The organism is Saccharopolyspora tripterygii (genome assembly GCF_054778355.1).
This window is the reverse complement of record NZ_BAAGZP010000030.1, coordinates 164,050-188,898: the sequence shown is the minus strand read 5'-3', so window position 1 is coordinate 188,898 and position 24,849 is coordinate 164,050. Positions and strand designations below refer to the sequence as shown.

The following is a 24,849-nucleotide window of genomic DNA, read 5'->3' as shown; positions in this document are numbered from 1 at the left end:
AGGCCTTCACCTGTCTACGGACAACCCACCGGGACAACCTCCCCGGACATCACATTTAGTCCTAATTGGGCGTCTTTCGTGCCCGAAATGTCGGCTCAGTTTGGACTAAAACTGGGCTGCTCCAGGGACGTCAGCGCCGGGAGCGGAGGAGCTTCGCGAAGGACTTGGCGTTCTTGGGGGGTTGGTGGAGGCGGCCCGCGGTGGCGTCGTCGATGAAGGAGTCGATGGTCTCCGACGCGCACGCGCGGTTGGCGCCGATGCCACCGGCCGCACCGCGTTTCGCCCAGCCGACCACGTAGGTGCCCGGCTGCACCCGGCCGCCGGTGTTCGGGATGACCCCGCTCTCCTCGTCGAACGGCAGTTGCGGGATCTGCACCCCGCGGCTGCCGACCGACCACAGCACCATCCCTGTCTCCAGATCGCGGCTCCCCGGGCCGTCGCCGACGCGCAGCGCGCGGACCTGCGGGTCGCCGACGACCTCGCTCGGTGCGGAGGAGAACCGCAGCACCAGACGGCGTTCCTCACCCGGAGGCCGGTCCCAGTCGACGTCCTCGACCGGCAACCCGCCCAGCAGCGCGGCAGTCGAGTCGTGCTCCGCCGAGTCGATCGCCTCCGCCGTGCCGCCATGACCGTCGATGACGATGCGGTCCTTCAACCGGTGCTGGATGCCGATCCACTCCGACCGCGTGAAAGCCGCGTGCTCGGGACCTCGCCGCGCGAGCAGCACGACTTCCCGGACCTTGCTCGTTCGCAGGGCCGCGAGGGCGTGCTCGGCGATCGGGGTGCCGACCAGCTCGTCGGGGTCGCTGAGCAGCAGTCGCGCGGCGTCCAGCGCCACGTTGCCGTTGCCCACGATCACGACCCGCTCCGACGACAGCTCCACGGTGTCGGCCGGGATGTCCGGATGTCCGTTGCACCAGCCGACGAACTCGCGCGCGGCCAGCGTCCCCGGCAGGTCCTCACCGGGCAGTCCGAGCGTGCGGTGACCGGGCGCGCCCACGGCGTAGACCACCGCGTTGTGGTGCTCGGTGAGCTCCGCGTGGGTGACGTGCCGCCCGACCTCCACGCCGAGGTGCATGCGCACCCGCGGGTGCTTGAAGCTCGTCGCGAAGGTGTGCTCGATCTGCTTGGTGCTCGGGTGATCCGGCGCCACGCCGAACTTGATCAGCCCACCCGGGGTCGTCATCCGGTCGATCAGCGTGATCTCGGCGTCGGTGGAGCGCAGCAGGGATTGCACCGCGTACCCGGCCGCGGGGCCGGTGCCCACGACGGCGACGCTCGGCGACGCCGCGTGGGTGGGCAGCGATCGCGGGAACTGCGGCTGTCCCCAGGAGTGGTCCGCCGGGATGTCGGAGAACCGCTCCCGGTTGATCTCGGCGTGGACGGCCAGCTCCCCGGTGAGCTTGTCGATCGGGAACACCGCGTCGACCGGGCACGCATCGGCGCAAGCGCCGCAGCCGATGCAGGCGCGCGGGTCGATGTAGAGCCGGTCGGTGGTCCCGAAGTCGGGCTCGTCGGGGGTGGGGTGGATGCAGTTGACCGGGCACACCGAGATGCAGGATGCGTCGGCGCAACAGGATTGCGTGATCGCGTAGGTCATCGTCGTCGGCTCAGATCATGTGCACGCGCTTGTAGAGCGCGATCGCCGGACGGGTGAGCAGTCCTGCATCGTCGAGGAACTCCATGAGGCCGGCGCTCGCGTTGCGCATCAGCGACTTCCGGTGCTCGTTGGACTTGACCTCGGCGAGCGCCCGCTTGGTGTCGATGCCGACGGCGGCGTAGACCTTCGGGCTGACCAGCGCGTTGACGATGACGTAGGCGGCGATGGCGATCACCGTCGCGCTGAGGTGGCGCTTGGTCCGCCCGACGCCCTGCATGTGCTCCTTGATCTCCTCCCGGGCGAACTTCATGTGCCGGGATTCTTCGACCACGTGGATCTTGGAGCTGGTGCGCACGATGTCGAGCACGTTCTCGCCGCGCATCCAGTCGCGCTGCATGACGTCGAGGACTTCCTCGGCGACCAGGCCGGCCCCGTAGGCGACCTCGCCCCCGGCGAGGCTCTTCAGCCCGCGCGCGAGCTCGATGACGAACCTGCCCGGGAAGTAGGCGGGCACCTCGAGCTTCTGGCAGATGCGGGCGAACATGAGGGAGTGCCGGCATTCGTCGGCGACCTCGGTGAGCGCGAACTGGAATTCCGAGTTCGCGGGGTCCTGCACGTACTGGTCCCGCAGGATCATCTGCTGCAGGATCATCTCGAACCAGATGCCGGTGCTCATGATCGAGCAGACCTCGTGCCTAGTCAGGTTGATCCGCTGCTGTTCGGTGAGCTCGTCCCACAGCTTGGTCCCGTAGAGCGTGCTCCACTCGGGGTTCAGCCCGTACTGGTCCTCGGGTAGCGGGGCGTCCCAGTCGATCTCGGTCATCGGGTCGTAGGACAACGTCTGCGACGACTCCAGCAGGCGGCTGGAGAAGTCCTGCTCGGCGCTCTGGCCGGCAACGCCGACGGCGGTCATGGGCGCACCTCCGCAGTTAGTGGTACTCGAAGTAACAGGAACAAACTGTACCCCATAAATCCGTGGATGCGGAGCCCTTTTTTCGCGACCGATAGACTCCGTAGGTGACCGCATCAACACGGCAAGTGGACGGCCGGAGCGCCAGGTGGGCCGGATACCGCGAGAAGCGCCGGAAAGAGCTGGTCGATGCGGCGCTGAGCGCGATCGCCAAGCACGGCCCCGACGTGTCCGTCGAGCAGATGGCCGAAGAGGCCGGTGTCGCCAGGCCGCGGCTGTACAAGTACTTCAACGACACCGCTGACCTGGGCGCGGCCATCGCCGAACGCGTCGCCGAGATGGTCACCGACGAGCTCGCGCCGATGTTCCACCCCAGCGGCACGCCTCGGGAGATGATCCGCGCCGCGATCGGCGCGCACACCAACTGGCTCGCTGAGCACGGCAACCTCTACCACTACCTGAGCATGAACTCGGCGACCGGCGAGGCCGGGCAGAACGTCATCACCGACGTGAAGACGGTCATCGCTCGCCAGGTCATCGGGCTCTTCCAGCACTTCCTCGACCGGTTCGGCGTCCAGCCGCCGGTCGTGCAATCGCTGGCCTTCGGCATCGTCGGGCTCGTCGAGTCCAGCGCGGGCAGCTGGCAGGAGGACCCGGACGGGCTCACGCTCGACGAGCTCACCGACTGGCTCTGCGACTGGACCTGGTGCCTGCTCGACCGATCGCTGCAGTACTACGGCATCGAGATGGACCCCGACCTGCCACTGCTCGACGCGGAAACGGACGACGAGTAGGGCTTCAGAGCATGTGGACGCGCTTGTAGATCGCGACCGCCGGTGAGGTCAGCAGGCCCGCCTCGTCCAGGAACTCCATGAGTCCCGCACAAGCGTTGCGCAGCATGGACTTCCGGTGCTCGTTGACCCGCGCCGCGGTGAGCCCGCGCCGGGGTGCGATGCCGACGGCCTTGTAGACCTGCGGGCTGACGAGGCTGGAGACGATCGCGTAGGCGACCGCGGCGACCAGCAGCGCGCTGGCGTGCCGCTGCACGGTGCCGACGCCGCGCATGTGCGCGCGGGTCTCCTCGCGGGCGAACTTCATGTGCCGGGACTCCTCGACCACGTGGATCTTGGAGCTGGTGCGCACGATGTCCAGGACGTTCTCGCCGCGCATCCAGTCGCGCTGCATCACGTCCAGGACCTCTTCGGCGACGAGCGCGCCCGCGTAGGCGACCTCTCCGCCTGCCAGGCTCTTGAAGGCGCGGGCGAACTCGACGATGTCCTTCGGCGGCTGGTAGGCGGGGATTTCGAGCTTCTGGCAGATGCGGGCGAACATGATGGAGTGCCGGCATTCGTCGGCGATCTCGGTGAGCGCGAACTGGAACTCGGAGTTCGCGGGATTCTTCACGTACTGGTCGCGCAGGATCATCTGCTGCAGGATCATCTCGAACCAGATGCCGGTGCTCATGATCGAGCCGACTTCGTGCCTGGTGAGCGTGACGCGCTGCTGCTCGGTGAGCTCGTCCCACAGCGGCGTGCCGTAGAGGGTGCTCCACTCGGGGTTCAGCCCGTACTGGTCATCCGGTAGCGGGCCGTCCCAGTCGATCTCGGTGATCGGGTCGTAGGACAGCGTCTGCGAGGACTCCAGCAGGCGACGGGAATCCTGCTCCACGCCCAGGCCGGCCACATCGACGGCGGTCATCGGGTACCTCCGCACTTCGTCGTACTAGAAGTAACAGGAACAGGACCGTACCCCATAAATGGGCGTCCTGTCCCCACCTCTTCTGCCGCGGAAGTGCGTTCGTCAGCTCCCGGACCGCTCCGCCAAGCGCTTGGCGGAGGCCAGGATCCTGCGGACGACCAGGACGTGTCCTCGGCTCCCGATCACGGGCCGCCCGGCCCAGCGCCCGAGGGCCGCATCGCGTGCGGCTCTCGGGTGAAGGAGGTCAGGAGTTCTCGCGGGCCTTCTGGGCCTTCTCCGCCTTGGCCGCCTTGCGCGCCTGGGCGCGTTCTTCCTCGTGGCGGGCCTCGACGCGGGTGGTGCGCTCCTGCTGGAGCCAGTCGGGGTTCTCGTCGCGGATCGCGTTGATCTGCTCGGTGGTCAGCGGGTCCGCGTAGCCGTTGCGGGTGAGGCCGCTGATCGACACGCCCAGCTTCGCCGCGACGACCGGGCGTGGGTGCGGGCCGTTGCGGCGGAGGTCGCGCAGCCACTCCGGCGGCTCGGCCTGCAGGGCGTTGAGCTCGTCGCGCGAGACGACCCCCTCCTGGAATTCGGCGGGGGTGGCCTCCAGCAGGACACCGAGCTTCTTGGCCGCCGTGGCGGGCTTCATCGTCTGGACGGATTTGCGCGACGTCATCCGACCAGCGTAACCGGCGACTCCGGCCGGTAGTCTGGGCAGGTGACAGAGTCGGCCCCGTCCTTCGATCTCGCCTACGTCCCCGGCGTCACGCCCGACAAGTGGGCGCGCAAGTGGCAGGAGCGCGAACCCCTGGTTCCGCTCAACCTCGTCCAGGTCCCGGATGAGGGCGCGAGCGAGCTGGTGCGCGGCGGGGAGGCCGACGCCGCGCTGCTGCGGCTCCCGATCGATCGCACCGGGCTGCACGCGATTCCGCTCTACACCGAGCAGACGGTGGTCGTGGTGCCCAAGGACCACGTGGTCGCCGCGGCTGACGAGGTCACCTCCGAGGACCTGGTCGACGACGTGGTGCTGCACCCGCTCGACGACACCCTCGACTGGCAGCGCCCGCCGGGACAGCCGGCGGTCGAGCGCCCGGCCACCACGGGTGATGCGATCGTGCTGGTCGCGGCCGGGGTCGGCTTGCTGGTCGTGCCGCAGTCGCTGGCGCGGCTGCACCACCGCAAGGACCTCACCTACCGGCCGATCACCGACGCCGTCGAGTCCACCGTCGCGCTGACCTGGACCGACGACGAGACCACCGATCTGATGGAGCAGTTCATCGGGATCGTCCGAGGCCGCACCCCCAACAGCACCCGGGGCAAGCAGCAGCCCGAGCCCGCCAAGGCGAAGAAGAAGGCTCCGGCCAAGCCCCAGGTGCGCAAGCCCGCGCCGCGCCGCGGTCCCTCACCGGGCAAGGGGCGCAAGCCTCGTCGCCGGTGACCCCGGTCGGGTGACCACCGGAATGCCCGCCGGACGGCCGGCGTTGTGCTGAGCACGTCCCGACTGTGCGATGGAGGTACGACGATGCCGTTGACCGGCGAGTACGCCCCGAGCCCCACCGAGTTCGTGCGCGACCAGGTCGAGACCTACGAGAGATCGGGCGGTACCGAGGGCACCACGATCCACGGCCTTCCCGTGGTCGTGCTGACCACGAAGGGCGCCCGGTCCGGCAAGATCCGCAAGACCCCCGTGATGCGGGTGGAGCACGACGGGCGCTACGCCGTGGTCGCCTCGCTGGGCGGTGCACCGCAGAACCCCGTCTGGTACCACAACATTCGCGCGAACCCGACCGTCGAGCTGCAGGACGGTCCGGTGCGCCGGGACTACGCGGCACGCGAGCTCAGCGGCGAGGAGCGCGAGCTGTGGTGGGACCGCGCGGTCGCGGCGTTCCCGAACTACGCGGAGTACCAGACCAAGACCGACCGCACGATCCCGGTCGTCCTGCTGGAGCCCGTCGAGTCCTGAGCGGACCTGAAAACGGGAGAACGGCTTCCTGATCCCGGAAGCCGTTCTCCCGTCTCATGCGCTGATCACGAACCGATGGTGGCCATCGGCTCGGCGTTGTCGCGCTTCTTGCGGCCGCGCGTGATCAGCCACCAGCTCAGCGCGATCACCGCGACGATGGCGGGGATCGAGATGAAGGCGATCCGCTCGGGGCCGTCGGAGAAGCCCATCAGCACGATCACCAAGGCCAGGAACGTCAGCGTGGCCCAACTCGTGTACGGAGCGCCCGGCATCCGGTAGCTCGGCCGCTCGATCTCGCCGCGCAACGCCTTGGTGCGCAAGCGCATCTGGCAGATCACCAGCGTCGCCCAGGTGGCGACCACGCCCAGCGAGGCGATCGCCGTGGCGATCTCGAACGCCGACTCCGGCACGATGCCGTTGAGGATCACGCCGAGGACGAAAGCGCCTGCGGTGAACAGGATTCCGCCGTAGGGGACGTGGCGCTTGTTCATCTTCGCCGCGAATCCGGGTGCCTCGCCGTCGTTGGCCAGCGCTCGCAGGATCCGGCCGGTCGAGTACAGGCCCGAGTTGCACGACGACAGGGCGGCGGTGAGCACCACGGCGTTCATCAGGTCGCCGACGTAGGGGACGCCCAGGCGGGAGAACACGGTGACGAACGGGCTCTCGTCGGCGCTGAAGACCGTCCACGGCAGCAGCATCGCCAGCAGCAGCACGGAACCGACGTAGAAGATCGCGATCCGCCACACGACGCCGTTGATGGCCTTGGGCAGCACCTTGTGCGGGTCCTTGGCCTCACCCGCGGTGATGCCGACCATCTCGATCGCCGAGTAGGCGAAGATCACCGACTGCATCGCCATCAAGGTGATGCCGAAGCCCGCTGGGAAGAATCCGCCGTGCGAGGTGAGGTTGGCCGGTCCGGCCGGTGCTCCGCCGATGTCGGTGGCGGTGAACACCAGGCCCAGGCCCACGACCAGGAACACCAGGATCGCCACGACCTTGACGAGCGAGAACCAGAACTCCAGCTCGCCGAAGAGCTTCACCGACACGAGGTTGACCGCCAGCAGCACGCCGAGCGCGATCAGCGCGGTGATCCACTGCGGCAGGTCCGGCAGCCAGCGGTGCACGTAGATCGCGACCGCGGTGATCTCGGCGATGCCGGTCATCGCCCAGTTCAGCCAGTACATCCAGCCGGAGGCGAAACCCGCCCAGGGGCCGATGAACTCGCGGGCGTACTCCACGAAGCTGCCTGCGACCGGCCGGTGCAGCACCAGTTCACCGAGGGCGCGCATGACGAAGAACGCGGCCAGACCGCACAGCGCGTAGGCGACCACGAGCGACGGGCCGACCGTGGCGAGCTTGCCTCCTGCGCCCAGGAAGAGCCCGACGCCGATCGCGCCGCCGATGGCGATCATCTGCACCTGGCGGTTGCCGAGCGACTTCGAATAGCCCTCGGCGTCGGTCGTGGGCGCAGGATCCTGCCCCGACCGCAACGATGAATCCACGAAAACCAAGTCCCTTCGTGACCAGGACACGCCGGAGAAAAGCGACGTCCAGGCGTTTTTCGTGCCGGTGCTAGGTCATCCGGCGGGGCGATACTAGTCACCGGAATTTTGCGTCCGCGTTGCGCACGAGTCAGTTCTGCGTGGCGGGGAACCGTCTTTCACAGAACCCGCACCCTGTGGCGCAGGTCTCGTCGTCCCTGGTGGACGGTTGTTTCGGTGATCCGGTGAAAGATCGGCTACGCCGTCCAGCTGCGCGCCGCATCGGCGTTCGTCCTCATCGCGCGCTCGGCAAATGGGAATTTCCCGCGCGCAAAACCCCGCGCACCAAAGGGAAGAACCGGACGAAAGGGTGCACTGTGGATCAATTCCGGGCTTTTCGAGTTCCTCTCGGAGCGCATTCGCTCCGTCGCAGTGAGTGCATCTCTGCGCGGACGGCCATTGCTCACGCGCGGTGCCCGGAGAAGCCGACCGGGCCGCCGGTGCCATCGCCGCCGGGGGCGGTGTGCCGGTCACCCGGAGCAGCCATCGGCCTGGCCGGGGCGGTCCTCGCGCACCGTCACCACGTGTCGCGGCGGCCCGTGGTGAATCGGTCGAGCGGGTCCGCGAGCGGCGTGGGCGCGGTCACCCGGAGTCGTCCGCCGGGGGCGCGACCGCCCCACGGGGAGGTGCGAACCGGGGCGGAACGCGCGGCGGAAAAGTGACGCTGGCCACCCGGTCGACGATGAGTGTTCGGCTGATTACTCGCAGCCCATTCCATTCGGACACGCTGCGTCAATTGCCGGTTCGCATTTCGCTACGCAGTTATCGCATTGCGTGCCCGGCCGTTCACGGACAGTTTTTCCGAGGCGAAGTCGATCGCTTCACCATGGTCATCCGTTGTGCCTGTGACCTGCGGAGACGATCAGGTGACGCGGAGTGAGATGGTGGTGCGGGCCTCATTGGATTGCTCCATTCGGCCCATTAAAGGATCGTCGCTTGGCGTAAGGATATGAAGTTGTAATGATCCCGCCTTGAAACGGAGACCTAGATGCCCCGGCTCGCAGTTGCGGTTGTCCCCGTCGGATTGGCCGCAGCACTGGGCCTCGGTGCATTGGCAAGCGCCGAAACATCGACCCCGCACAGCGTTGACGCTGCCACGCAACCGGTTGGTGTGCAGAGCCCCGCCCCCGCCGCCCTGTCCCCGGCAATCCCCGAAGCCCACGCCCCCGTTGCTCTGAGCCCCGCCGCTGTCCCCGCAGCGCCGGCCGCCCCGAAGGCCGACAAGGCTGAGCAGAAGGCCCAGAAGAAGCCCGCGGAGGTCAAGCCGCGGGAAGCCACCAAGACCCTGCCGGTCAACTACGAGAAGCAGCTGACCGGTTACTGGTGCGGCCCCGCCGCCACGCGCATCGCGATGTCCAGCAAGACCGGGGAGCTGCCTTCCCAGTCCGAGCTGGCCAAGACCCTGCGCACCACTGAGAACGGCACCGACCACGTCGGTCAGGTCGCTGACGGCATGAACAAGCTGCTGGCTCCCACCGGCGCGCACTACGTGGCCAAGGACCTCAGCGAGAAGCCGCAGTCGCCGGAGATGAGCAACGAGCTGTGGAACGACACGGTTCGCAACATCGACGACGGCAAGGCCATGGTCGCCAACATCGTGGCCGAGCCCGGCAACCAGCCGCCCGGCTACCCGTCGAGCCAGACGATCTACCACTACGTGTCGGTCGTCGGGTACGACGCCCAGCACAAGAACGTCAAGATCGCCGACCCGGCGAACTTCGGCGGCAACAAGGAGTACTGGCTGAGCCTCGACCAGCTGACCTCCCTGGTGAAGCAACGCGGTTACGTGGCCTGATCACATCGGCGCCAGGCCTCCCCGCCTGGTCCGATGCGAAAGACATCGCTGCGGCGGTCTCCGGAAACGGAGGCCGCCGCAGCGATTTTCGTGCTCCGGTCTGGACAACCCGGTCGCGGTTCACGGCGTCTGCAGGGTGGTACCACCACTCGGAGGGGGAAGACCGTGCTGAAGAAGACCGCGATCATCACCGCGCTCACCGCGGCGAGCGCGCTGGTGGGAGGCGTCGCCAGCGCCCAGGAGACGTGGACGGCCGAGCCGTTCCCGCAACGGCCCGACGTCTCGTCGATCATCTCCACCGCATCGAGCGGGGGCGGCGAGACCTGGGCGTTCGGCTCGTTCGGTCAGGCAGGCGGCACCTCGTCGACCTCCCAGGCCTACCGCCGCGGCGCCGACGGGAGCTGGGCGGAGGTCCCGGTGCCCTCCGTCGGTCGCCTGGTGTCCTCGGCCGTGGCCGGCCCGAACGACGCGTGGACGATCGGCTGGGGGTACAAGAACACCGCGGGAGCACTGCTGCACTGGGACGGTGCCGCGTGGATCGAGACCCCGGTGGAGGTTCCGGGGGTCACCCGGGTGCGGCCGGACGACGTCGCCGTGGTCGGTGACGAGGTCTGGAGCATCGGCAAGGGATTCGCCGACGGGCAGGAGTCCCGTCAGTACAGCTTCGCCCAGCGCTGGGACGGCGCCGCCTGGCAGGATCTGCCGCTGCCGGCGTCGGTCCAGGATGCAACGGTGAACGCGATCGGCGGCAGCCCGGACGACCTGTGGATCGTGGGCGCGAAGGGATCGGCCCCGATCTCGGTGCACTGGGACGGAACCGCGTGGACCGAGGTGCCCGTGCCCCCGATCGAGATGCCCGAGGGCGCCTACCTCCTGGTGGACGACGTGGCCGCCCGCGCACCGGACGACGTGTGGGTCTCGGCCGCCGCCCGCGTCTACGACGAGCCCGATCAGACGAAACCCGTGCTGCTGCACTGGAACGGCGTGGAGTGGGCTGAAGTCCCCGCTCCGGACGCGGGTGTTCCCGGCGAGTTCGTCCACGCCGAGGGCGCGCTCTGGAACCTCGCCGACTCCGGCCCTCTGCGCTACGACGGCACCGCCTGGCAGGCCGTCGCCGGACCGGCCGAAGGCGCACCCCTCACCGGGGCGGAGGTCGATGGCCACCTGCTCGGCATCGGCAACGCCGGGTCCGACATCAACTCGGCGCCGTTCGCCTCGCTCCACCGAGGCTGAAACGCTCCGATGGCGGCACCCGACCGGAATCTCCGGGCGGGTGTCGCTCTGTCCCCAGGGGGAAGTTTTCATGAAAACTTCCCCCTGGGGACGAGGGGCGGGCCCGAGGCGCGGGTCAGAGGGTGAAGGCCGCCTGGGTGTAGCCGCCGACGGTGGCGTTGCGGTCGACACCGGCGGGAATGCCGGGGACCTGGCCCGCGTCGCTGTGCTGGTGCAGCGCAAGGCGCGGGTGCGACCAACCGGGGTTGCCGGGATCGCCGTTGTAGCGGGCGATCCACAGCAGCACGTCGTCCCCGGCCCACAGGTTCGGGTCGATGATGTTCTGGAACCAGTTCAGGCTCGCGTACACCAGCACCCCCCGGACGCCGGTGGCGATGCGCAGCAGCCGGATGAACTCGGGGATGAAGGCGTTCGGATCGGCGATCTCGGCGTCCTCCATGTCGAGCATCGGCCACATGTTGCCCGGCTCCTTGAGGCCGTGCTGGCCCATCCACCAGGCGAAGTGCCCGACCTGGGGGTCGATGGCCCCGGGACGGGCGAAGTGGTAGCCACCGGTGGCGATGCCCGCGCCGCGCGCTCCGGCCACGTGGGCTCCGGCCGCGTCGTCGACCCAGGTCTGGCCCTCGGTCAGCTTCATGCTCGCGAAGGTGATGTTGTTGCCGCGGACCGCAGCCCAGTCGTCGACGGCGTTGTGGTGGCTGATGTCGATTCCGTAGTCCATGGGGTCCCTCATCTTGTTGTGCTCGGGTTGCGCAACGCTCGCGAGGGCACCGCCGGTGTTCCCCAGGCCGGACGGTCGGCTGCGCTGGTGATCAACCCACGTTGGGCACACGGTCTCAAGAACGGATCGCCCTGTGGGGTGAACGCCCGGAATTCCCACGTATGGAGCACCCGGACGGCGCAGTCGCGATTGGTGCTCCTGCGATCGGCCGCTGGAGCGGCCGGCGCAGCCCGCGCGCACGACGTCAGCGATACCGGGTCCCCGCGTGGTGAACGCGGCTGATGTGACCTCCCTGGTGCGCGGGAGGCGTGGACCCGGGTGTTGATCTTTGACACGATCGGGCCGGTGTCTTCGGGAGGGGCGGAATGAGCGACGGTGGTCAAGACCTGCGCACGGACGTGGCGCACGGCGCACGGATCTACGACTACATCCTCGGCGGCAAGGACAACTACGCCGTCGACCGCGCGGCCGCGGAGGCGTCCAAGCAGGTCTGGCCCGCGCTGCCGGTGCACATGCGGGCCAACCGCGAGTTCATGCACCGCGCCGGGCGGTTCCTGGCCACCGAATGCGGCATCGAGCAGTTCCTCGACATCGGCACGGGCATCCCGACCCGGCCGAACCTGCACGAGGTCGTCCAGGAGGTGACGCCGGAAGCCAGCGTCCTCTACACCGACAACGATCCGATCGTGCTCGCCCACGCCCGCGCGCTGATGTCGCGCACCAGGCAGGGCGCCACCGCCTACGTCGACGCCGACCTGCGCGATCCCGACACGATCCTCGGCTCGCGGGAGTTCCGGGAGACCCTGGACCCGAGCCGGCCGATCGGGCTGATGCTGATCGCGGTCGTGCACTTCATCGAGGAGGACGACGAGGCGCTCGACGTCGTGCGCCGCATCGTCGACGTGCTGCCGCCGGGAAGTTACGTGGCCGCCACGATCGCCACCGACGACTACGCCCCCGAACTGCTGGCGGAGGTCCGCCGCGCGTACCGCGAGCACGGGGAGACGCTGAAGTTCCGGACGCACGCCACCGCTGAGCGCTTCTTCTCGGGACTCGACCTCGTCGACCCGGGGGTGGTCCAGATGCACAAGTGGCGGGCCGACGACTCCGCGTCGCTCGACGTCCCCGAAGCCGACATCGCCATGTACGCGGGGATCGCCCGCAAGCCCTGAGTCAGCCCCTGGCCGGCCTGTTGCCGAGCTGCTGGGTCGGCGGCTCCGCCGGGGTCAGCGCCCGGTTCTGCGTGGTCTGCTGGGCGCCCTCGGTCCGGACCGCGTTCGGCGACACCGCCGGGGTGAGCTGGGTCTGCTGGGAGGCGTTGATCTGGGCGGCCTTGCTCTGCGGCGGGCCGGCCTGAGCCGCGGTGCCGTTGGTCTGCGCACCTTGGGGAGCCGGGGCGGACAAGCTCGTGCTCACGATGCGCTGCAGGTTCCGGTGCGCGTTGTTGAGCTCGTGGCGCATCCCGTGGACCTGCTTGGTGAGCGTGTCGCCTTCGGTGAGCGTATTGGTCTCCACGGCGCGCAGCAGCACGCCGAGCTGACCGTGTAGCCTCTGGTGCACCTCGGCGAACGTGGCGACCTGCTGCTGCATCTCCAGCGGCGGCTGGGTGCGCGCGATCGCCTTGATCATGGTGTCCTGCCAGCGCTGACCGGCCTGGCGGTAGTGCCGGTCCGCTGCCGTGCGGTAGTGCGGGGCGACCTGCGAGTCCAGGGACATGCGGATGAGCTCGTGGCAGCTGTTGACCAGCTCCCGGGCAGCGGTGGTCAGCGCGTAGGCCCACTCCCACTGCTCGGCCTGCGTGCTGGCGTGGCGTTCCTCGCGGGCTTCGTCGAGCTGGCTGCGCGACAGCTTCACCTGCTCCCATGCGCGCTCGGCCTGCTCGGTCGCGGTCGTGGCGGCGTGGTCGGTCTTCTCCGCGTTGGCCTCGACCGCCGCCGTCATGCGGCGCACGGTTTCGGAGCGCCGAGTGGTTTCCTCAGCGGTCTTCCGGGCAGACCACAGCAGCCAGCCGGAGACCCCGGCGGCCACCAGCGCCAGGACGGCCGGGATCCACGTCACCCATACCTCGGTGCCCATGGGTGTGACGATGACACACACGCGCTTACGCCGGTTGGCCGCATGAGCAAAAACTCCCGACAACTACGCGCCGTCGCGAGTGGGTGACTCTGCGAAACCGGCGATCGGCTGCGGAGCCTCGACCCAGCATCGGTGAAACCCGGTACGGTCCGCCTCCTTTCATCCCGCGAGTGGTTTGCTGTGCCACGAGGACGATGTCGACCACCGAGGAGGGCGGGGCATGTACGCGCGGTACGTGGCGATCGGGGACAGCCAGACCGAGGGCGTGGGGGACGGTGATGACCGGCGCGGCCTGCGCGGCTGGGCGGACCGGCTCGCTGAGCAGCTCGCGGCCCTCGATCCCGGCTTCCGCTACGCCAACCTGGCCGTGCGCGGACGGCTCATCGGCGAGGTGCGCGCCCAGCAGCTCGGGCCGGCTCTGCAGCTCCAGCCCGACCTGGTCACCGTCGTCGCGGGCCTCAACGACGTGCTGAGCAGCGGCTACGACGCCGACGCGGTCGCCGCGCACCTGGAGGAGATGGTCAGCGCGCTGCGCGAGGCCGGTGCGCACGTCGCCACCGTGACCTACCCCGACATCGGTGAGATCGCCCCGATGGCCCGGTCGCGCCAGCCCAGGCTGACCGAGTTCAACGCCCGGATCCGCGAGATCGCCGCGAAGCACGGCGCCACCGTCGTGGAAGCCGATCGGCACCCGGTCTGCGCCGACCGGCGGATCTGGAGCAGCGACCGCCTGCACCTCAACCCCGCGGGGCACGCGCTGCTGGCCAACGGTTTCGGGCACGCGCTCGGACTGCCGGGCGCCGACGAGTCCTGGAGCGACCCGCTCCCGCCGCAGCCCGCCCCCGGTCCGGTGCGGACGGTCGCCGCCGAGCTCCGCTGGGCGGCGGTGTTCCTGGCGCCGTGGCTGTGGCGGCGGATCACCGGACGATCCTCGGGAGACGGACGAAACGCCAAACGTGCCACTCTGCAGAAGATCTCGTGAAGAAGGGGACGTTCAGCGCACAGTGGCCGATTCGGTGCACTCCGCGCTGCCGCGACAGGCGGCGAGCCCGGTGAGCGTGCGGTGGAGCTCGTCCCGGCGCTCCGGTGGAAGGCTCTCGTAGGTGTTGGTGAGCTGGAACGGATCGGTCTCCTCGTCGTAGAACTCGCGCTCGCCGGTGACGTACTCGACGTAGGTGCCTCCGGGGGTCCGGATCGCGGTGTAGGTCGGCGGGACCCCGTCGGGCCGTTCCTGGTGGTCGGGATCCTTCCGGGAGGCGGGCGGTTCGTGGTGCTCGACGAGCGCCACGTTCCTGCCGGTGCCGGGCTCACCGCGCAGCAGCGCCGCGAAGCCGACCCCGTCGACCTCGGGATTCGGTGGGGCACCGGCGATCTCGGCGAACGTCGGCCGGAAGTCGATGTTCTGCACCGAGTCCGGCACCGCGCGTCCGGCCGGAACACCGGGGCCGGTGGCCACCAGCGGGACCCGCACGTCGGTGTCGAACGCCGTCTGCTTGCCCTCGGGCAGTGCGTGCTCACCGAGGTGGAAACCGTTGTCCGAGGTGAAGATGACGTGCGTGCGCTGAGCTTGACCCGTCTCGGCGAGCGTGCGCCGGAACCCTCCGAGCATGTCGTCCACCGCCAGCAACGACTGCGCGCGCTTGCGGAACTTCGCGTCCGCCGCGGCGATCTTCGCGGCGGGCAGCGGCGGGAGCGCGCGCAGCCACGCCGGTTTGTCCGAGCGGTCCGGTTCGTCGAAGGCCGGCGTGCGCGGGGCGGTCAGACCGGGGAACGCGTCGGCGTGCCGGGGTGCGGGGGTCGACGGGCCGTGCGGTGCGAACGGCGCGACCTCCAGGAAGAACGGTGTGCCGCGGGCGGCGTTGGTGCGGATGAAGTCGTTGCCGCGCTTGGCCAGCACGTCGGTGAGGTAGTCGCCCGGCCGGTGGCCGTGCGAGCGCACCTGGCCGTTGACGTTGAGCTTGTAGTCGTACTCGGGATAACCGTTGCCGGCCACGGCCCACTCGTCCCAGCCCGGCGGCACGAACGGCCCGTCCCCGCCCAGCGCTTTGCCCGGCTGGTAGCCGTTGAGGTACTTGCCCATGAACCCGGTCCGGTACCCGGCCTGCTGCAACTGCGTGCCCACCGTGTCGCGCTCGTCGCGCCGGTGGAACACCGCGAAACCGCCGTCCGGTGGTTCGTTGGTGAACACGCCGGTGTTGTGCGGGTACTTCCCGGACAGCAGCGACGCGCGCGACGGGCAGCACAGCGAGTCGGTGACGGTGAAGTTCGAGAACGTCACGCCTTCCCGCTGCATCCGCTGCACCTGCGGCATGAACCGCAGCAGGCCCTGGTCCATGTCGTCGACGAGCACGAACACGATGTTCGGGCGTGCGGGATCGCTCGTCGGCTCAGGCGGGGGAGCGGTGCACCCGGCCAGGATCACGCCGATGGCGGCCGCGAACGCGGCCAACCGCGGACGCGGCATGTTGATCACCCTCCCACGACGTCGGCGGGCCACAGCATGCCTGGCGAAGGGTCCCGGACCAAGACCATGACCGAAAATTCCCCTTCGCGTTCGGGCCGAACTCCCCGCGCGCCGTTCGCGAGGTCAGGATGGGGGGAACCCGAGCGGACATGGAGCGAGGAATGACGAAGACGGTGTCGGTCGAGCTGGCCTACGGCAGGACGGGACTCACCGTCGAGCTGCCGTCCGACCGCACGACCGTGGTCGCGCCCTCCCAGCCGACGGCGGCTCCCGACCCGGTGGCGGCGCTGCGCGAGGCGCTGGCCGAGCCGGTGGCCGGACCGCCGCTGCGCGAACGGGTGCGCCCGGGCCAGCGGATCGCGGTGTCGATCTGCGACGCCACCCGGCCGCAGCCCAGGGAAGCGATGGTCCGGGCGCTCTTGGCGGAACTGGAGGGCATCGCCGCGCCGGACGACTTCACGCTGCTCGTGGCGACCGGAACGCACCGGGGCAACACCGACGAGGAGCTGCGCGCGATGCTCGGTGACGAGCTGGTCGACACCCTCCGCATCATCAACCACGACGCCCGGGACCCCGAGATGCTGCGCCCGGTGGGGACTTTCGGTGACGGCGTGCAGGTGTCGCTGAACCGGCACTGGGTGGAGGCCGACGTTCGGATCACCACCGGTTTCGTCGAACCGCACTTCTTCGCCGGGTTCAGCGGCGGACCCAAGCTCGTCGCCCCCGGGCTCGCAGGTCTCGACACCGTGCTCACGCTGCACGACGCGGCGCGCATCGCCAGCGAGCGGGCGACCTGGGCGGTGTGCGAGGGCAATCCCGTGCACGACGACGTCCGCGCCATCGCGGCCGGTACCGGCGTCGACTTCGCCTTCGACGTCGTGCTCGACCGCGAGCAGCGGATCGTCGAAGCGTTCGGCGGGGACCTGCTGCCGATGCACGCCGCCGCGCGCGACGTGGTCCGCGAGCTGTCGATGCAACCGGTCCCGCAGCGCTACGACGTCGTGGTGACCACCAACTCGGGGTATCCGCTCGACCAGAACGTCTACCAGGCCGTCAAGGGCATGTCCGCCGCCGCGACCGTCGTCGAGCCCGGGGGACTGATCATCTGCGCGGCCGAGTGCAGCGACGGCTTCCCCGATCACGGCTCGTTCCGCGAAGTCCTCGCATCGGAACCGACACCGGAAGCGCTGCTGCGCGCGATCTCCGGGCGCACCGAGACGGTCCCGGACCAGTGGCAGGTGCAGATCCTCGCCCGCGTGCTCGCCACGTCCCGCGTCGGCGTGCACACCACGGAGCTCACCGACGAGCAGCTGCGCACCGCCCACCTCTACCGGGTCGACGACATCGCCACCGCCGTCGCCGACGAGCTCGCGTCACGCGGTCCGCAGGCCCGCGTGTGCGTCCTGCCCGAAGGCCCGCAGACCATCCCGTACGTCTCGGCCGAGTCCTGAGGGGGCTTGTCGCGGTGCTCGGCGGTGCGGGTTGAGTCCCGCACCTGGAACAGCGGCTACCGCCGCGTTCTGAACCGACTCCTGGGTCAGGACGCGAGCGCGGCCTCGACGATGCCGGCCGCGGTCCCGGTGGGCACGTGCCGGATCGTGCGCAGCCCGGCTTCGGCGAGCAGCGCGCCGTACTCGGCGGCGGTGCGCTCGCGGCCGCGGGTGAGCGTGACCATGACCAGGTCCAGCCGCTTGCCGAGATGCGGTTCGTCGTCGTCCGGCAGGACCTTCTCGACGAGCAGCAGACGGCTGTCACCGGTCATCGCCCGCGCGCACGAGCGCAGCACCCGCACGCAGGTCTCGTCGTCCCAGTCGTGCAGGACGCGCGAGACCAGGTAGGCGTCCGCTCCGCTCGGCAGCGCTGCGAGGAAGTCGCCTTCGACGACCTCGCACCGCGCGGACAAGCCCGCCTCCGCGATGGTCCGCCGGGCCTGCTCGGTGACCCCCGGCAGGTCCAGCAGGACCCCGCGCAGGCGAGGGTGTTCGCGGAGCACTTCCAGCAGCACGGTGCCGATGCCGCCGCCCACGTCGACGAGTCGTTCGAAGGCGGAGAAGTCGTAGGCCCCGGCGACTGCCGAGGCCTCGCCGCAGTTGGTGGCGACCATCATCCGGTTGAACCGGGCGGCCTCGTCCGGTCGTTCCGACATCAGGTCGAAGAACGGTTTCCCGCAGGCGATCTCGGGGCCCGTGCGACCCTCGGCCACCCGTTGCGGGAGCACCCGCAACGCGTTCCAGAACAGCTCTCCCTGCATGGTCAGCACCAGGTCCCTGGTGCCGGACGGGTGCTCGTCCTGCAGCGTGCGACCGGTTTCGGTGAGCGCGAACCGCTGGTGCGGACCGGTTTCCGGGCCGGGCTCGGTGCGCAGCAGGCCGGTGGTCGCCACGGCGCGCAGCACTTGGTGCAGCGGGTCCCGCTCGACGCCCACCCGCGCCGCGAGGTCGGCGCAGGACAGCGGACCCTCAGCGAGCACGTCGGCGATCCCGAGCTCGGCGACCACGAACATCGCCCGGGCGAGGAAGGTCGCGTGCATCGCGTCGAGCACGACTGGGGGAGTTCGCACGGGGTTCTCCTGTCGGCTGCTCGGCGTCGGTCGGGCCTCGCTGCCGATGATTCCCCGGCTGCCGCCGATCCGCCGCTCAGACCATGTTGCTGATGTTGGGCTCCACGCCCAGCAGGGCGCGCCCGAAGATCTCGGAGCAGGTCGCCGGGTTGGCCACCGCGTGCCGGGACGCGGCGTGGATGTCGCGCACGTGCCCTTGCAGCGGACTGGTCTCGGCGAACGCCCCCGCTCCGTGCGCGGTGACCAGGTCGTCCACCGCCTGCCTGCACAGCTGCACGGCGTGACCGGTGTGCTGCCGGATCCTGGCGCGGGTCAGGTGATCGGGGAACGTGCCCGACTCGGCGTGGCCGTCGACGACGGCGGCGGAGTTCTCCGCGATCAGCTGGGCGACGTCGATCTTCGTCGACGCGTCCGCGACCGCCAGCTGGAACGCCGTGGAGTCGCGCTGCCTCTCGTAGTGGGTGAAGGCGATGCCCTTGACGTCGGCGTCCGCGATGACGTGCTCCAGCACCGCGGAGGCGATGCCGAGGTAGGGCGCGATCATGTAGGTCGCCAGCGTCGGCATGAGGGCGGCGCGGTAGCGGGATTCGCGCGGAGCACCTGCCGGGTACCGGCCGTGGACGGCGGAGTGCAGCGCCAGGACCCGGTGCTCCGGCACGAACAGGTCCGTCCCGCTGAGCAGGTTGCTGCCGGTGCCCCGCATGCCGGTGGTGAACCAGGTGTCCTCGACCGCCAGCTCCGCCATCGGCACCAGCGCCAGGGTCTTCTCGCCGCCGTGGCCGGGGAAGCCGATCATCGCCCACTGCGAGTGCAGGCAGCCGGAGGCCGGCGCCCAGCGGCCGGTCAGCACCCAGCCGCCGTCGACGGGCCGCGCCTCGCCCCTCGGCGTGAGGACGGTGCACGCGAGGTTGTCGGGGCCGTCGGCGTAGAGGTCCTCCTGCGCGCGTGCGGGGAAGATGCCGCTGATGAACGCTCCCGAACCGAGGATCATCACCACCCAACCAGCGGAGGGATCGGCCTTGGAGACCTCGCAGGTCGCGTCGATCGCGGTGCGCAGCGCGCACTCTCCGCCGCCGAACCGCGCAGGGACCAGCGCGCGCATCAGCCCCGTCTCGGTGAGGCAGGAGACCGTCTCGTCGCTGAGGCGGCGCAGCCGGTCGTTCGCCTCGCGGTGGCGTTCGAGCACTGGCAGGGCCGCCGTGACGCGGCCCAGGAGGTCCGGGGTTGCGGCCACGTCGGCGCCCTGTTCCAGCACGGTGTCGATGTTACCGGCGCGGGTGATCGTGGGGTGCCGATTTTCCGAGCGACATGATGACAATGAATTCCATTTTCGATAGGGTGGCGTCACCAACGTTCGGGAAGGTGGAGTCGTGAAGGTGCGGAAGTCGTTGAGGTCCATGAAGTCGAAGCCGGGAGCCCAGGTGATCCGGCGGCACGGGAAGACCTTCGTGATCAACAAGAAGAGCCCGCGGTACAAAGCCCGCCAGGGTTGAGAGGGTGCGGCGGTGATGGCGCGACGAGATCGGACCGCAGGGCGCTTTCACCCCGCGCCCGAAGGGGATCCGACCGTCCGAAGTGGACGCCGTGGTGCACGACCGGGAGCTGTCCGCGAATCCTGAGGCGGCGAGCTCGACGCGACCGCGCTCGTCGGCATCGGGCAGTTTTGGTCCGAACCGTCCATGATCGATGTCCGTTTTGCCCGGTCAATTCGGACCAAAACTGCCCATCCGGCCCCCGCTCGTCAGCGCGAGGCCGGCGCGCTAGGGGGTATTTGCGGAGCGGAGGACGTCGCGGACGGCCTCGGCTACCGCATCGGCCCTGGTCCAGAGCATGTTCGAGTGCCCGGCGTCGTCGAGTCGGCGCACCTCGGCACGGGGGAGCGCGGTGGCGAGATCGCAGTAGAGCCGGTGCTTGGCCAGACCCGCCTCACCGGCCGGTTTCCTGGCCTCGGGTGGCACCAGCTCGTCGGCGACCGGATCGGGGCCCGTGGCGGACAGGAAGATCGTCGGCAGGTCGGGGTCGGGTCCTGCCCGGCGCACCTCGTCGAACACGTGCGGCAGGTTCAGCGGCTCCAGCGAGGAATTGCGGTACCCGCTGCGGCTGAACCCGCGTTCCAGCAGCGGGTCCCGGATCTCGGCGGGCCAGTCGGCCATGGCCCGTGCGAACGCCGCGCGGTAGCGGGTGCGGATCGGGTCCAACTGCTCGTCCCCGGGGAGGTCGTCGGGGTTCAGGGCGTCGATGCGCTCGGCTTCGGCCTGCGGCAGGTACGCGGTGATGTCCTCGTGCGTCGGGTCGAGCAGCACGAGACCGGCGACCTCCCCGGCGAAGCGCTTCGCGTGCAGGCGCGCGTACAGCCCGCCGAGCGAGTGCCCGACCAGCACGGGCGGTTCGGGGACCTGCGCTGCCCGCAGCAGCCCGCGCAGGTCATCGCTGACCTCCGTGGCGCTGCGCGGGAGCTCCACCGCATCGCTCCACCCCAGTCCGAGCCTGTCGTAGCTCACGGCCGTGGCGAACGCGGCGACGAGGTCGTGCGCCTTCCAGCAGTGCGCTCCGGACATCCCACCCCCGGCGAGGAACACCACGCTCGGCCCGGTCCCCGAGCGGTGCAGGAGCATCGCGCCGCTCGGGGTCTCCACGCGTTTCCCGAACGGAGTCACGTGCCCGATCCCTCTCGTCGAAAGCCGACCTCAGCGGATCCTCCCACGTGGTGAAGGGCCAGCGCACCGGGCTTGTCGGTTCTTCCCCTCAACAGGTGCTGCTCGGGAAGGAGTGGTCGCGGACGGTTCTGTTCTGGGGTTCCAGGTGCTAACTTAGCGATCGTTAAGTACGCGGAGTTCTCGTTCGACGAGGAGCGTGTGAACACAGTGGACAGTGACACCGTTCTGGCGGAGCGGCGCGGGCACGTGCTGACGCTGACGCTGAACCGGCCGCACCGCAAGAACGCCATCGACGTCGCGACCTGGGACGCGCTCTACGACGCGATCCGCGGCGCGGAGCTCGACGACGACGTCCGGGCGGTGGTGCTGACCGGTGCCGGAGGTGACTTCTGCGCCGGCGCGGACCTCGTCGCCGGCCGAGGCGGGCACCCGCTCGCCCGGATGCACCGGGTCAACGACGTGGCGCTAGCGGTGCACGAGCTCTCCAAGCCGGTGATCGCCAAGGTGCGCGGCGTGGCCGTGGGTGCGGGCTGGAACCTGGCGCTGGGCTGCGACCTGGTGGTCTCGAACCCGGAGGCCCGCTTCTCGCAGATCTTCGCCAAGCGCGGCCTGTCGCTGGACTTCGGCGGGTCCTGGCTGCTGCCGCGCGTCGTGGGCCTGCAGCAGGCCAAGCGGCTGGCGCTGCTCGGCGAGATCATCAGCGGCGAGGAGGCGCGCGAGCTCGGGCTGGTCACCTGGGTGAAGGACGAGGCCGAGCTGGACGGGTTCGTCGACGAGCTCGCCGACAAGATCGCCGCAGGGCCGCCCGTCGCGCTCTCGCAGAGCAAGCAGATGCTCAACGCCGCTGGTCAGCAGACCTTCCGGGAGGCGCTGGAGTCCGAGGCGCGGGCCCAGAGCGTCAACTTCGCGACGGCTGACGCCCCGGCGGCGTTCCTGGCCTTCGCCAACAAGACCGACCCGGAGTTCACCGGCGAATGGCTGGTCGACTGAGCTCCTCTTGTGCCACCGAAGCCGTGTGCTTAAGGTCACTGAACGGGCGCTAAGGAGGCGGCATGGACTTCTCGATGCCCGACGAGCTCGTCGCTCTGCTCGGTGAGCTCGACGAGTTCATCGATTCGGAGATCGTTCCGCTGCAACGGCAGGACGACAACGAGCGCTTCTTCGACCACCGGCGGGAGTTCGCCCGCACCGACTTCGAGGCGGGCGGCACGCCGCGGCCGGAGTGGGAAGACCTGCTGCGCGAGATGGCGCGTCGCGCCGACGCGGCCGGGTGGTTGCGCTACGGGCTGCCAGAGGAGGTCGGCGGCGGGGGCGGCGGGAACTTCGAGATGGCCGTGATCCGCGAGCACCTCGCGGCGAAAGGCCTTGGACTGCACAACGATCTGCAGAACGAGGCCTCCGTGGTCGGCAACTTCCCCGTCGTGCACATGATGCTGGAGTTCGGGACCGCTCCCCAGCGGGAGGAGTTCCTGCAGCCGATGCTCACCGGAGGTGCCCGGCTCGGCTTCGGGCTCACCGAACCCGACCACGGCAGCGACGCCACCTGGCTGGAGACCACGGCGGTCCGCGACGGCGACGACTGGATCATCAACGGCGGCAAGCGCTTCAACTCCGGCATGCACTCCGCCACGCACGACGTCATCTTCGCCCGCACCTCGGGTGAGCCGGGTGACGCGCGAGGCATCACCGCCTTCATCGTGCCGACCGACACCGAGGGCTTCTCCGTGGACTTCCACTGGTGGACCTTCAACATGCCCACCGACCACGCCGAGGTGTCGCTGCACGGCGTGCGGGTGCCCGCCACCGCGATGTTCGGCGAGGAGGGCATGGGCCTGGAGCTGGCGCAGTGCTTCGTCCACGAGAACCGCATCCGCCAGGCGGCTTCGGGCGTCGGCGCGGCCCAGTTCTGCGTCGACCGGAGCGTCGACTACGCCCGCAAGCGCGTCACCTTCGGTTCGCCGCTGGCCACCAGGCAGGCGATCCAGTGGCCGCTGGTGGAGCTGCAGACCGAGGCCGAGCTGGTGCGCGGCCTGGTCCGCAAGACGGCGTGGGAGATGGACCGGCGACCCCACTTCGAGATCAGCGACAAGGTCTCGATGTGCAACTACCGGGCCAACCGGCTGGTCTGCGACGCGGCGGACCGCGCGATCCAGGTGCACGGCGGACTCGGGTACACCCGGCACACGCCGTTCGAGCACATCTACCGGCACCACCGCCGCTACCGGATCACCGAAGGCGCTGAAGAGGTGCAGATGCGCAAGGTCGCGGGCTACCTCTTCGGCTTCGCGGGGCCCGGGAAGCGCGCATGAGCGCTGCGGAACTCGACGAGCTCCTGGCCCGCCGGCTGAGCGAGGTCCAGGGGACTCCGGTGCGGGTGACGCGGCTGGAGAGGGCCAGCGGCGGAGCGAGCCGGGAGACGTGGTTCGTCGAGCTCGACCGGCCGCCGCACCAGCTGGTGCTGCGGCGCGACCCCGTGGGCCTGGCCCGCCCGGAGGGCATGGCCCGCGAGGCGCTGGTGCTCGAAGCCGCCGAGCGGACCGGGGTCCCGGTGCCGCACGTCGTCGACCACAGCACCGACGCATCGGTGCTCGGATCGCCCTACGTGCTCACCGGCCACGTCGACGGCGAGACGATCCCGCGACGCCTGCTGCGCGAGGAGAAGTACGCCACCGCCCGAGAAGGCCTGGCACGCGAGCTGGGCCGCGCCGCTGCGCGGATCCACCAGATCCCGCTCCCCGAGGGCATGCCGGATCACGATCCGCTGGAAGCGCTCATCGCCGACTACGACTCCCTCGGAGATCCGATCCCGGCGCTGGAGATCGCTTTCCGCTGGCTGCGCGCCAACCGCCCCGCGAGATCGGGAAAATCCCTGGTGCACGGCGACTTCCGCAACGGCAACCTCATCGTTGCCGAGACGGGGCTGCGGGCGGTGCTGGACTGGGAGCTTGTGCACGCCGGTGATCCGATGGAAGACCTGGGCTGGCTGTGCACCACCGCCTGGCGGTTCGGATCACCCCTGCCGGTGGGCGGTTTCGGACCCTTGGACGAGCTGCTGGACGGATACGCCGAGGTCGCGGGTGCGCGACCCGACCCGGAAGTGGTGCGCTGGTGGGAGATCTGCGGCGCGGCCAAGTGGGGCGTGATCTGCCGCTCCCAGGCCGAACAGCACCTCAGCGGTGCCCACCCGTCGATGGAGCTCGCCGCGATCGGGCGCAGGGTCTGCGAGCAGGAGTTCGACCTGCTGACCGCCTTGGGAGTGCCGAGACCACCACCGCCCGCGCAGGCCGAATCCGCGCCGGCTGATCTGCACGGACGCCCGTCCGCCGCCGAGCTCGTCGCCGCCACCCGGGACTTCGTCCGCGATGAGGTGCTGGCGAGTGCCGAAGGGCGGATGCGCTTCCAGACGCTGGTGGCCGTCAACGTTCTGTCCACTGTGGAGCGCGAACTGCGGTTCGGGGACGAGCAGGAGAGGCGGCACCGCCACCAGCTGGCGGAGCTCGGCTTCACCGATCGTGCGGCGCTGGCCGCCGCGCTCCGGTCGGGCGAAGCGGACCCGCAGTACGAAGGAGTGGCCGCGCTGCTGTGGTCGGAGGTGCTGGACCGGCTCGCGGTCGCCAATCCGAAGCACGCCAAGCGATGAGGAGGAGGGGCA

The 24,849-nt window shown here is 69.8% G+C and carries 23 protein-coding genes; 12 read left to right on the top strand and 11 right to left on the bottom strand.

The features are described 5' to 3' along the window. Nucleotides 1-130: 130 nt before the first annotated feature. Nucleotides 131-1,600 carry an FAD-dependent oxidoreductase gene (locus ACYVF3_RS23740; protein WP_461156473.1) on the bottom strand — a complete coding sequence of 490 codons (1,470 nt, stop codon included), beginning with the start codon at nt 1,598-1,600 and terminating at the stop codon, nt 131-133. A 10-nt stretch (nt 1,601-1,610) separates the two neighbouring features. Beyond that, complete coding sequence (locus ACYVF3_RS23735) at nt 1,611-2,513, bottom strand: AurF N-oxygenase family protein (protein WP_461156472.1); 903 nt, start codon at nt 2,511-2,513, stop codon at nt 1,611-1,613. 104 nt (nt 2,514-2,617) lie between these two features. On the opposite strand from ACYVF3_RS23735, the gene ACYVF3_RS23730 reads away from it, so the two are divergent. Then, complete coding sequence (locus ACYVF3_RS23730) at nt 2,618-3,304, top strand: TetR/AcrR family transcriptional regulator (RefSeq protein WP_461156471.1); 687 nt, start codon at nt 2,618-2,620, stop codon at nt 3,302-3,304. Between the two features lie 4 nt (nt 3,305-3,308). Here the strand turns inward: ACYVF3_RS23730 and ACYVF3_RS23725 are convergent, their stop codons facing one another. Together ACYVF3_RS23725 and ACYVF3_RS23720 are read right to left on the bottom strand one after the other, a co-directional pair. Further along, the gene (locus tag ACYVF3_RS23725) at nt 3,309-4,208 is read right to left on the bottom strand and encodes an AurF N-oxygenase family protein (RefSeq protein ID WP_461156470.1); all 900 of its coding nucleotides are present in this window, start codon (nt 4,206-4,208) and stop codon (nt 3,309-3,311) included. 244 nt (nt 4,209-4,452) lie between these two features. Beyond that, entirely contained in the window at nt 4,453-4,863 is a 411-nt protein-coding gene (locus tag ACYVF3_RS23720; protein WP_461156469.1) for a DUF5997 family protein, read from the bottom strand. Nucleotides 4,864-4,905: 42 nt separating this feature from the next. Here ACYVF3_RS23720 and ACYVF3_RS23715 point away from each other — a divergent pair, with 42 nt between their 5' ends. Next, on the top strand, nt 4,906-5,625 hold the full coding sequence (locus ACYVF3_RS23715; RefSeq protein ID WP_461156468.1) for a LysR family transcriptional regulator substrate-binding protein: 720 nt from the start codon (nt 4,906-4,908) through the stop codon (nt 5,623-5,625). An 84-nt stretch (nt 5,626-5,709) separates the two neighbouring features. Beyond that, nucleotides 5,710-6,150 carry a nitroreductase family deazaflavin-dependent oxidoreductase gene (locus tag ACYVF3_RS23710; RefSeq protein WP_461156467.1) on the top strand — a complete coding sequence of 147 codons (441 nt, stop codon included), beginning with the start codon at nt 5,710-5,712 and terminating at the stop codon, nt 6,148-6,150. Between the two features lie 65 nt (nt 6,151-6,215). Here the strand turns inward: ACYVF3_RS23710 and ACYVF3_RS23705 are convergent, their stop codons facing one another. Next, the gene (locus tag ACYVF3_RS23705; RefSeq protein ID WP_461156466.1) at nt 6,216-7,652 is read right to left on the bottom strand and encodes an amino acid permease; all 1,437 of its coding nucleotides are present in this window, start codon (nt 7,650-7,652) and stop codon (nt 6,216-6,218) included. 1,150 nt (nt 7,653-8,802) lie between these two features. Between ACYVF3_RS23705 and ACYVF3_RS23700 the strand changes: the two genes are divergently transcribed. Continuing rightward, nucleotides 8,803-9,486: a C39 family peptidase gene (locus tag ACYVF3_RS23700; RefSeq protein ID WP_461156465.1), complete on the top strand. Its 684-nt coding sequence runs from the start codon at nt 8,803-8,805 to the stop codon at nt 9,484-9,486. Nucleotides 9,487-9,651: 165 nt separating this feature from the next. Continuing rightward, complete coding sequence (locus ACYVF3_RS23695) at nt 9,652-10,719, top strand: hypothetical protein (protein ID WP_461156464.1); 1,068 nt, start codon at nt 9,652-9,654, stop codon at nt 10,717-10,719. A gap of 115 nt (nt 10,720-10,834) precedes the next feature. Here the strand turns inward: ACYVF3_RS23695 and ACYVF3_RS23690 are convergent, their stop codons facing one another. Next, nucleotides 10,835-11,440, bottom strand: a complete 606-nt coding sequence (locus ACYVF3_RS23690) for a glycoside hydrolase family 25 protein (protein ID WP_461156463.1) — start codon at nt 11,438-11,440, stop codon at nt 10,835-10,837. 365 nt (nt 11,441-11,805) lie between these two features. Here ACYVF3_RS23690 and ACYVF3_RS23685 point away from each other — a divergent pair, with 365 nt between their 5' ends. Next, on the top strand, nt 11,806-12,612 hold the full coding sequence (locus ACYVF3_RS23685; protein WP_461156462.1) for an SAM-dependent methyltransferase: 807 nt from the start codon (nt 11,806-11,808) through the stop codon (nt 12,610-12,612). A 1-nt stretch (nt 12,613) separates the two neighbouring features. Here the strand turns inward: ACYVF3_RS23685 and ACYVF3_RS23680 are convergent, their stop codons facing one another. Further along, nucleotides 12,614-13,516, bottom strand: coding sequence for a hypothetical protein (locus ACYVF3_RS23680; RefSeq protein ID WP_461156461.1), 903 nt, complete (start codon nt 13,514-13,516; stop codon nt 12,614-12,616). A 220-nt stretch (nt 13,517-13,736) separates the two neighbouring features. On the opposite strand from ACYVF3_RS23680, the gene ACYVF3_RS23675 reads away from it, so the two are divergent. Continuing rightward, nucleotides 13,737-14,498: an SGNH/GDSL hydrolase family protein gene (locus tag ACYVF3_RS23675; RefSeq protein WP_461156460.1), complete on the top strand. Its 762-nt coding sequence runs from the start codon at nt 13,737-13,739 to the stop codon at nt 14,496-14,498. 12 nt (nt 14,499-14,510) lie between these two features. Here ACYVF3_RS23675 and ACYVF3_RS23670 read toward each other — a convergent pair whose 3' ends face one another. After that, nucleotides 14,511-15,980 (bottom strand): sulfatase family protein, encoded by a 1,470-nt coding sequence (locus tag ACYVF3_RS23670; protein WP_461156459.1) that lies wholly within the window; start codon nt 15,978-15,980, stop codon nt 14,511-14,513. Nucleotides 15,981-16,141: 161 nt separating this feature from the next. On the opposite strand from ACYVF3_RS23670, the gene larA reads away from it, so the two are divergent. Next, nucleotides 16,142-17,431 (top strand): nickel-dependent lactate racemase, encoded by a 1,290-nt coding sequence (larA, locus tag ACYVF3_RS23665; RefSeq protein ID WP_461156458.1) that lies wholly within the window; start codon nt 16,142-16,144, stop codon nt 17,429-17,431. Nucleotides 17,432-17,517: 86 nt separating this feature from the next. Here the strand turns inward: larA and ACYVF3_RS23660 are convergent, their stop codons facing one another. Further along, entirely contained in the window at nt 17,518-18,540 is a 1,023-nt protein-coding gene (locus ACYVF3_RS23660; RefSeq protein WP_461156457.1) for a methyltransferase, read from the bottom strand. Nucleotides 18,541-18,616: 76 nt separating this feature from the next. Further along, nucleotides 18,617-19,795: an acyl-CoA dehydrogenase family protein gene (locus tag ACYVF3_RS23655; protein WP_461156456.1), complete on the bottom strand. Its 1,179-nt coding sequence runs from the start codon at nt 19,793-19,795 to the stop codon at nt 18,617-18,619. A 115-nt stretch (nt 19,796-19,910) separates the two neighbouring features. Here ACYVF3_RS23655 and ACYVF3_RS23650 point away from each other — a divergent pair, with 115 nt between their 5' ends. Then, entirely contained in the window at nt 19,911-20,033 is a 123-nt protein-coding gene (locus ACYVF3_RS23650) for a ribosomal protein bL36 (RefSeq protein WP_461156455.1), read from the top strand. A gap of 267 nt (nt 20,034-20,300) precedes the next feature. On the opposite strand, the gene ACYVF3_RS23645 is transcribed toward ACYVF3_RS23650, so the two are convergent. Further along, a complete protein-coding gene (locus ACYVF3_RS23645) occupies nt 20,301-21,197 on the bottom strand; it encodes an alpha/beta fold hydrolase (protein ID WP_461156454.1) in 897 nt (298 codons plus the stop codon). A gap of 207 nt (nt 21,198-21,404) precedes the next feature. On the opposite strand from ACYVF3_RS23645, the gene ACYVF3_RS23640 reads away from it, so the two are divergent. The 3 genes from ACYVF3_RS23640 to ACYVF3_RS23630 all read left to right on the top strand — a co-directional run bounded on the left by ACYVF3_RS23640 (nt 21,405) and on the right by ACYVF3_RS23630 (nt 24,837). Further along, nucleotides 21,405-22,187, top strand: coding sequence for an enoyl-CoA hydratase/isomerase family protein (locus ACYVF3_RS23640; RefSeq protein ID WP_461156453.1), 783 nt, complete (start codon nt 21,405-21,407; stop codon nt 22,185-22,187). Nucleotides 22,188-22,249: 62 nt separating this feature from the next. Beyond that, nucleotides 22,250-23,506: an acyl-CoA dehydrogenase family protein gene (locus tag ACYVF3_RS23635; protein ID WP_461156452.1), complete on the top strand. Its 1,257-nt coding sequence runs from the start codon at nt 22,250-22,252 to the stop codon at nt 23,504-23,506. After that, on the top strand, nt 23,503-24,837 hold the full coding sequence (locus tag ACYVF3_RS23630; protein WP_461156451.1) for a phosphotransferase family protein: 1,335 nt from the start codon (nt 23,503-23,505) through the stop codon (nt 24,835-24,837). The genes ACYVF3_RS23635 and ACYVF3_RS23630 overlap by 4 nt, the downstream gene beginning before the upstream one ends. Nucleotides 24,838-24,849: the final 12 nt, after the last annotated feature.

Excerpts from the sequence above, each read along its gene's own strand:
- ACYVF3_RS23740 (WP_461156473.1), bottom strand. The coding sequence starts at position 1,600 with ATGACCTACGCGATCACGCAATCCTGTTGCGCCGACGCATCCTGCATC.
- ACYVF3_RS23735 (WP_461156472.1), bottom strand. The coding sequence starts at position 2,513 with ATGACCGCCGTCGGCGTTGCCGGCCAGAGCGCCGAGCAGGACTTCTCC.
- ACYVF3_RS23725 (WP_461156470.1), bottom strand. The coding sequence starts at position 4,208 with ATGACCGCCGTCGATGTGGCCGGCCTGGGCGTGGAGCAGGATTCCCGT.
- ACYVF3_RS23720 (WP_461156469.1), bottom strand. The coding sequence starts at position 4,863 with ATGACGTCGCGCAAATCCGTCCAGACGATGAAGCCCGCCACGGCGGCC.
- ACYVF3_RS23710 (WP_461156467.1), top strand. The coding sequence starts at position 5,710 with ATGCCGTTGACCGGCGAGTACGCCCCGAGCCCCACCGAGTTCGTGCGC.
- ACYVF3_RS23690 (WP_461156463.1), bottom strand. The coding sequence starts at position 11,440 with ATGGACTACGGAATCGACATCAGCCACCACAACGCCGTCGACGACTGG.
- ACYVF3_RS23685 (WP_461156462.1), top strand. The coding sequence starts at position 11,806 with ATGAGCGACGGTGGTCAAGACCTGCGCACGGACGTGGCGCACGGCGCA.
- ACYVF3_RS23680 (WP_461156461.1), bottom strand. The coding sequence starts at position 13,516 with ATGGGCACCGAGGTATGGGTGACGTGGATCCCGGCCGTCCTGGCGCTG.
- ACYVF3_RS23675 (WP_461156460.1), top strand. The coding sequence starts at position 13,737 with ATGTACGCGCGGTACGTGGCGATCGGGGACAGCCAGACCGAGGGCGTG.
- ACYVF3_RS23670 (WP_461156459.1), bottom strand. The coding sequence starts at position 15,980 with ATGCCGCGTCCGCGGTTGGCCGCGTTCGCGGCCGCCATCGGCGTGATC.
- larA (WP_461156458.1), top strand. The coding sequence starts at position 16,142 with ATGACGAAGACGGTGTCGGTCGAGCTGGCCTACGGCAGGACGGGACTC.
- ACYVF3_RS23635 (WP_461156452.1), top strand. The coding sequence starts at position 22,250 with ATGGACTTCTCGATGCCCGACGAGCTCGTCGCTCTGCTCGGTGAGCTC.
- ACYVF3_RS23630 (WP_461156451.1), top strand. The coding sequence starts at position 23,503 with ATGAGCGCTGCGGAACTCGACGAGCTCCTGGCCCGCCGGCTGAGCGAG.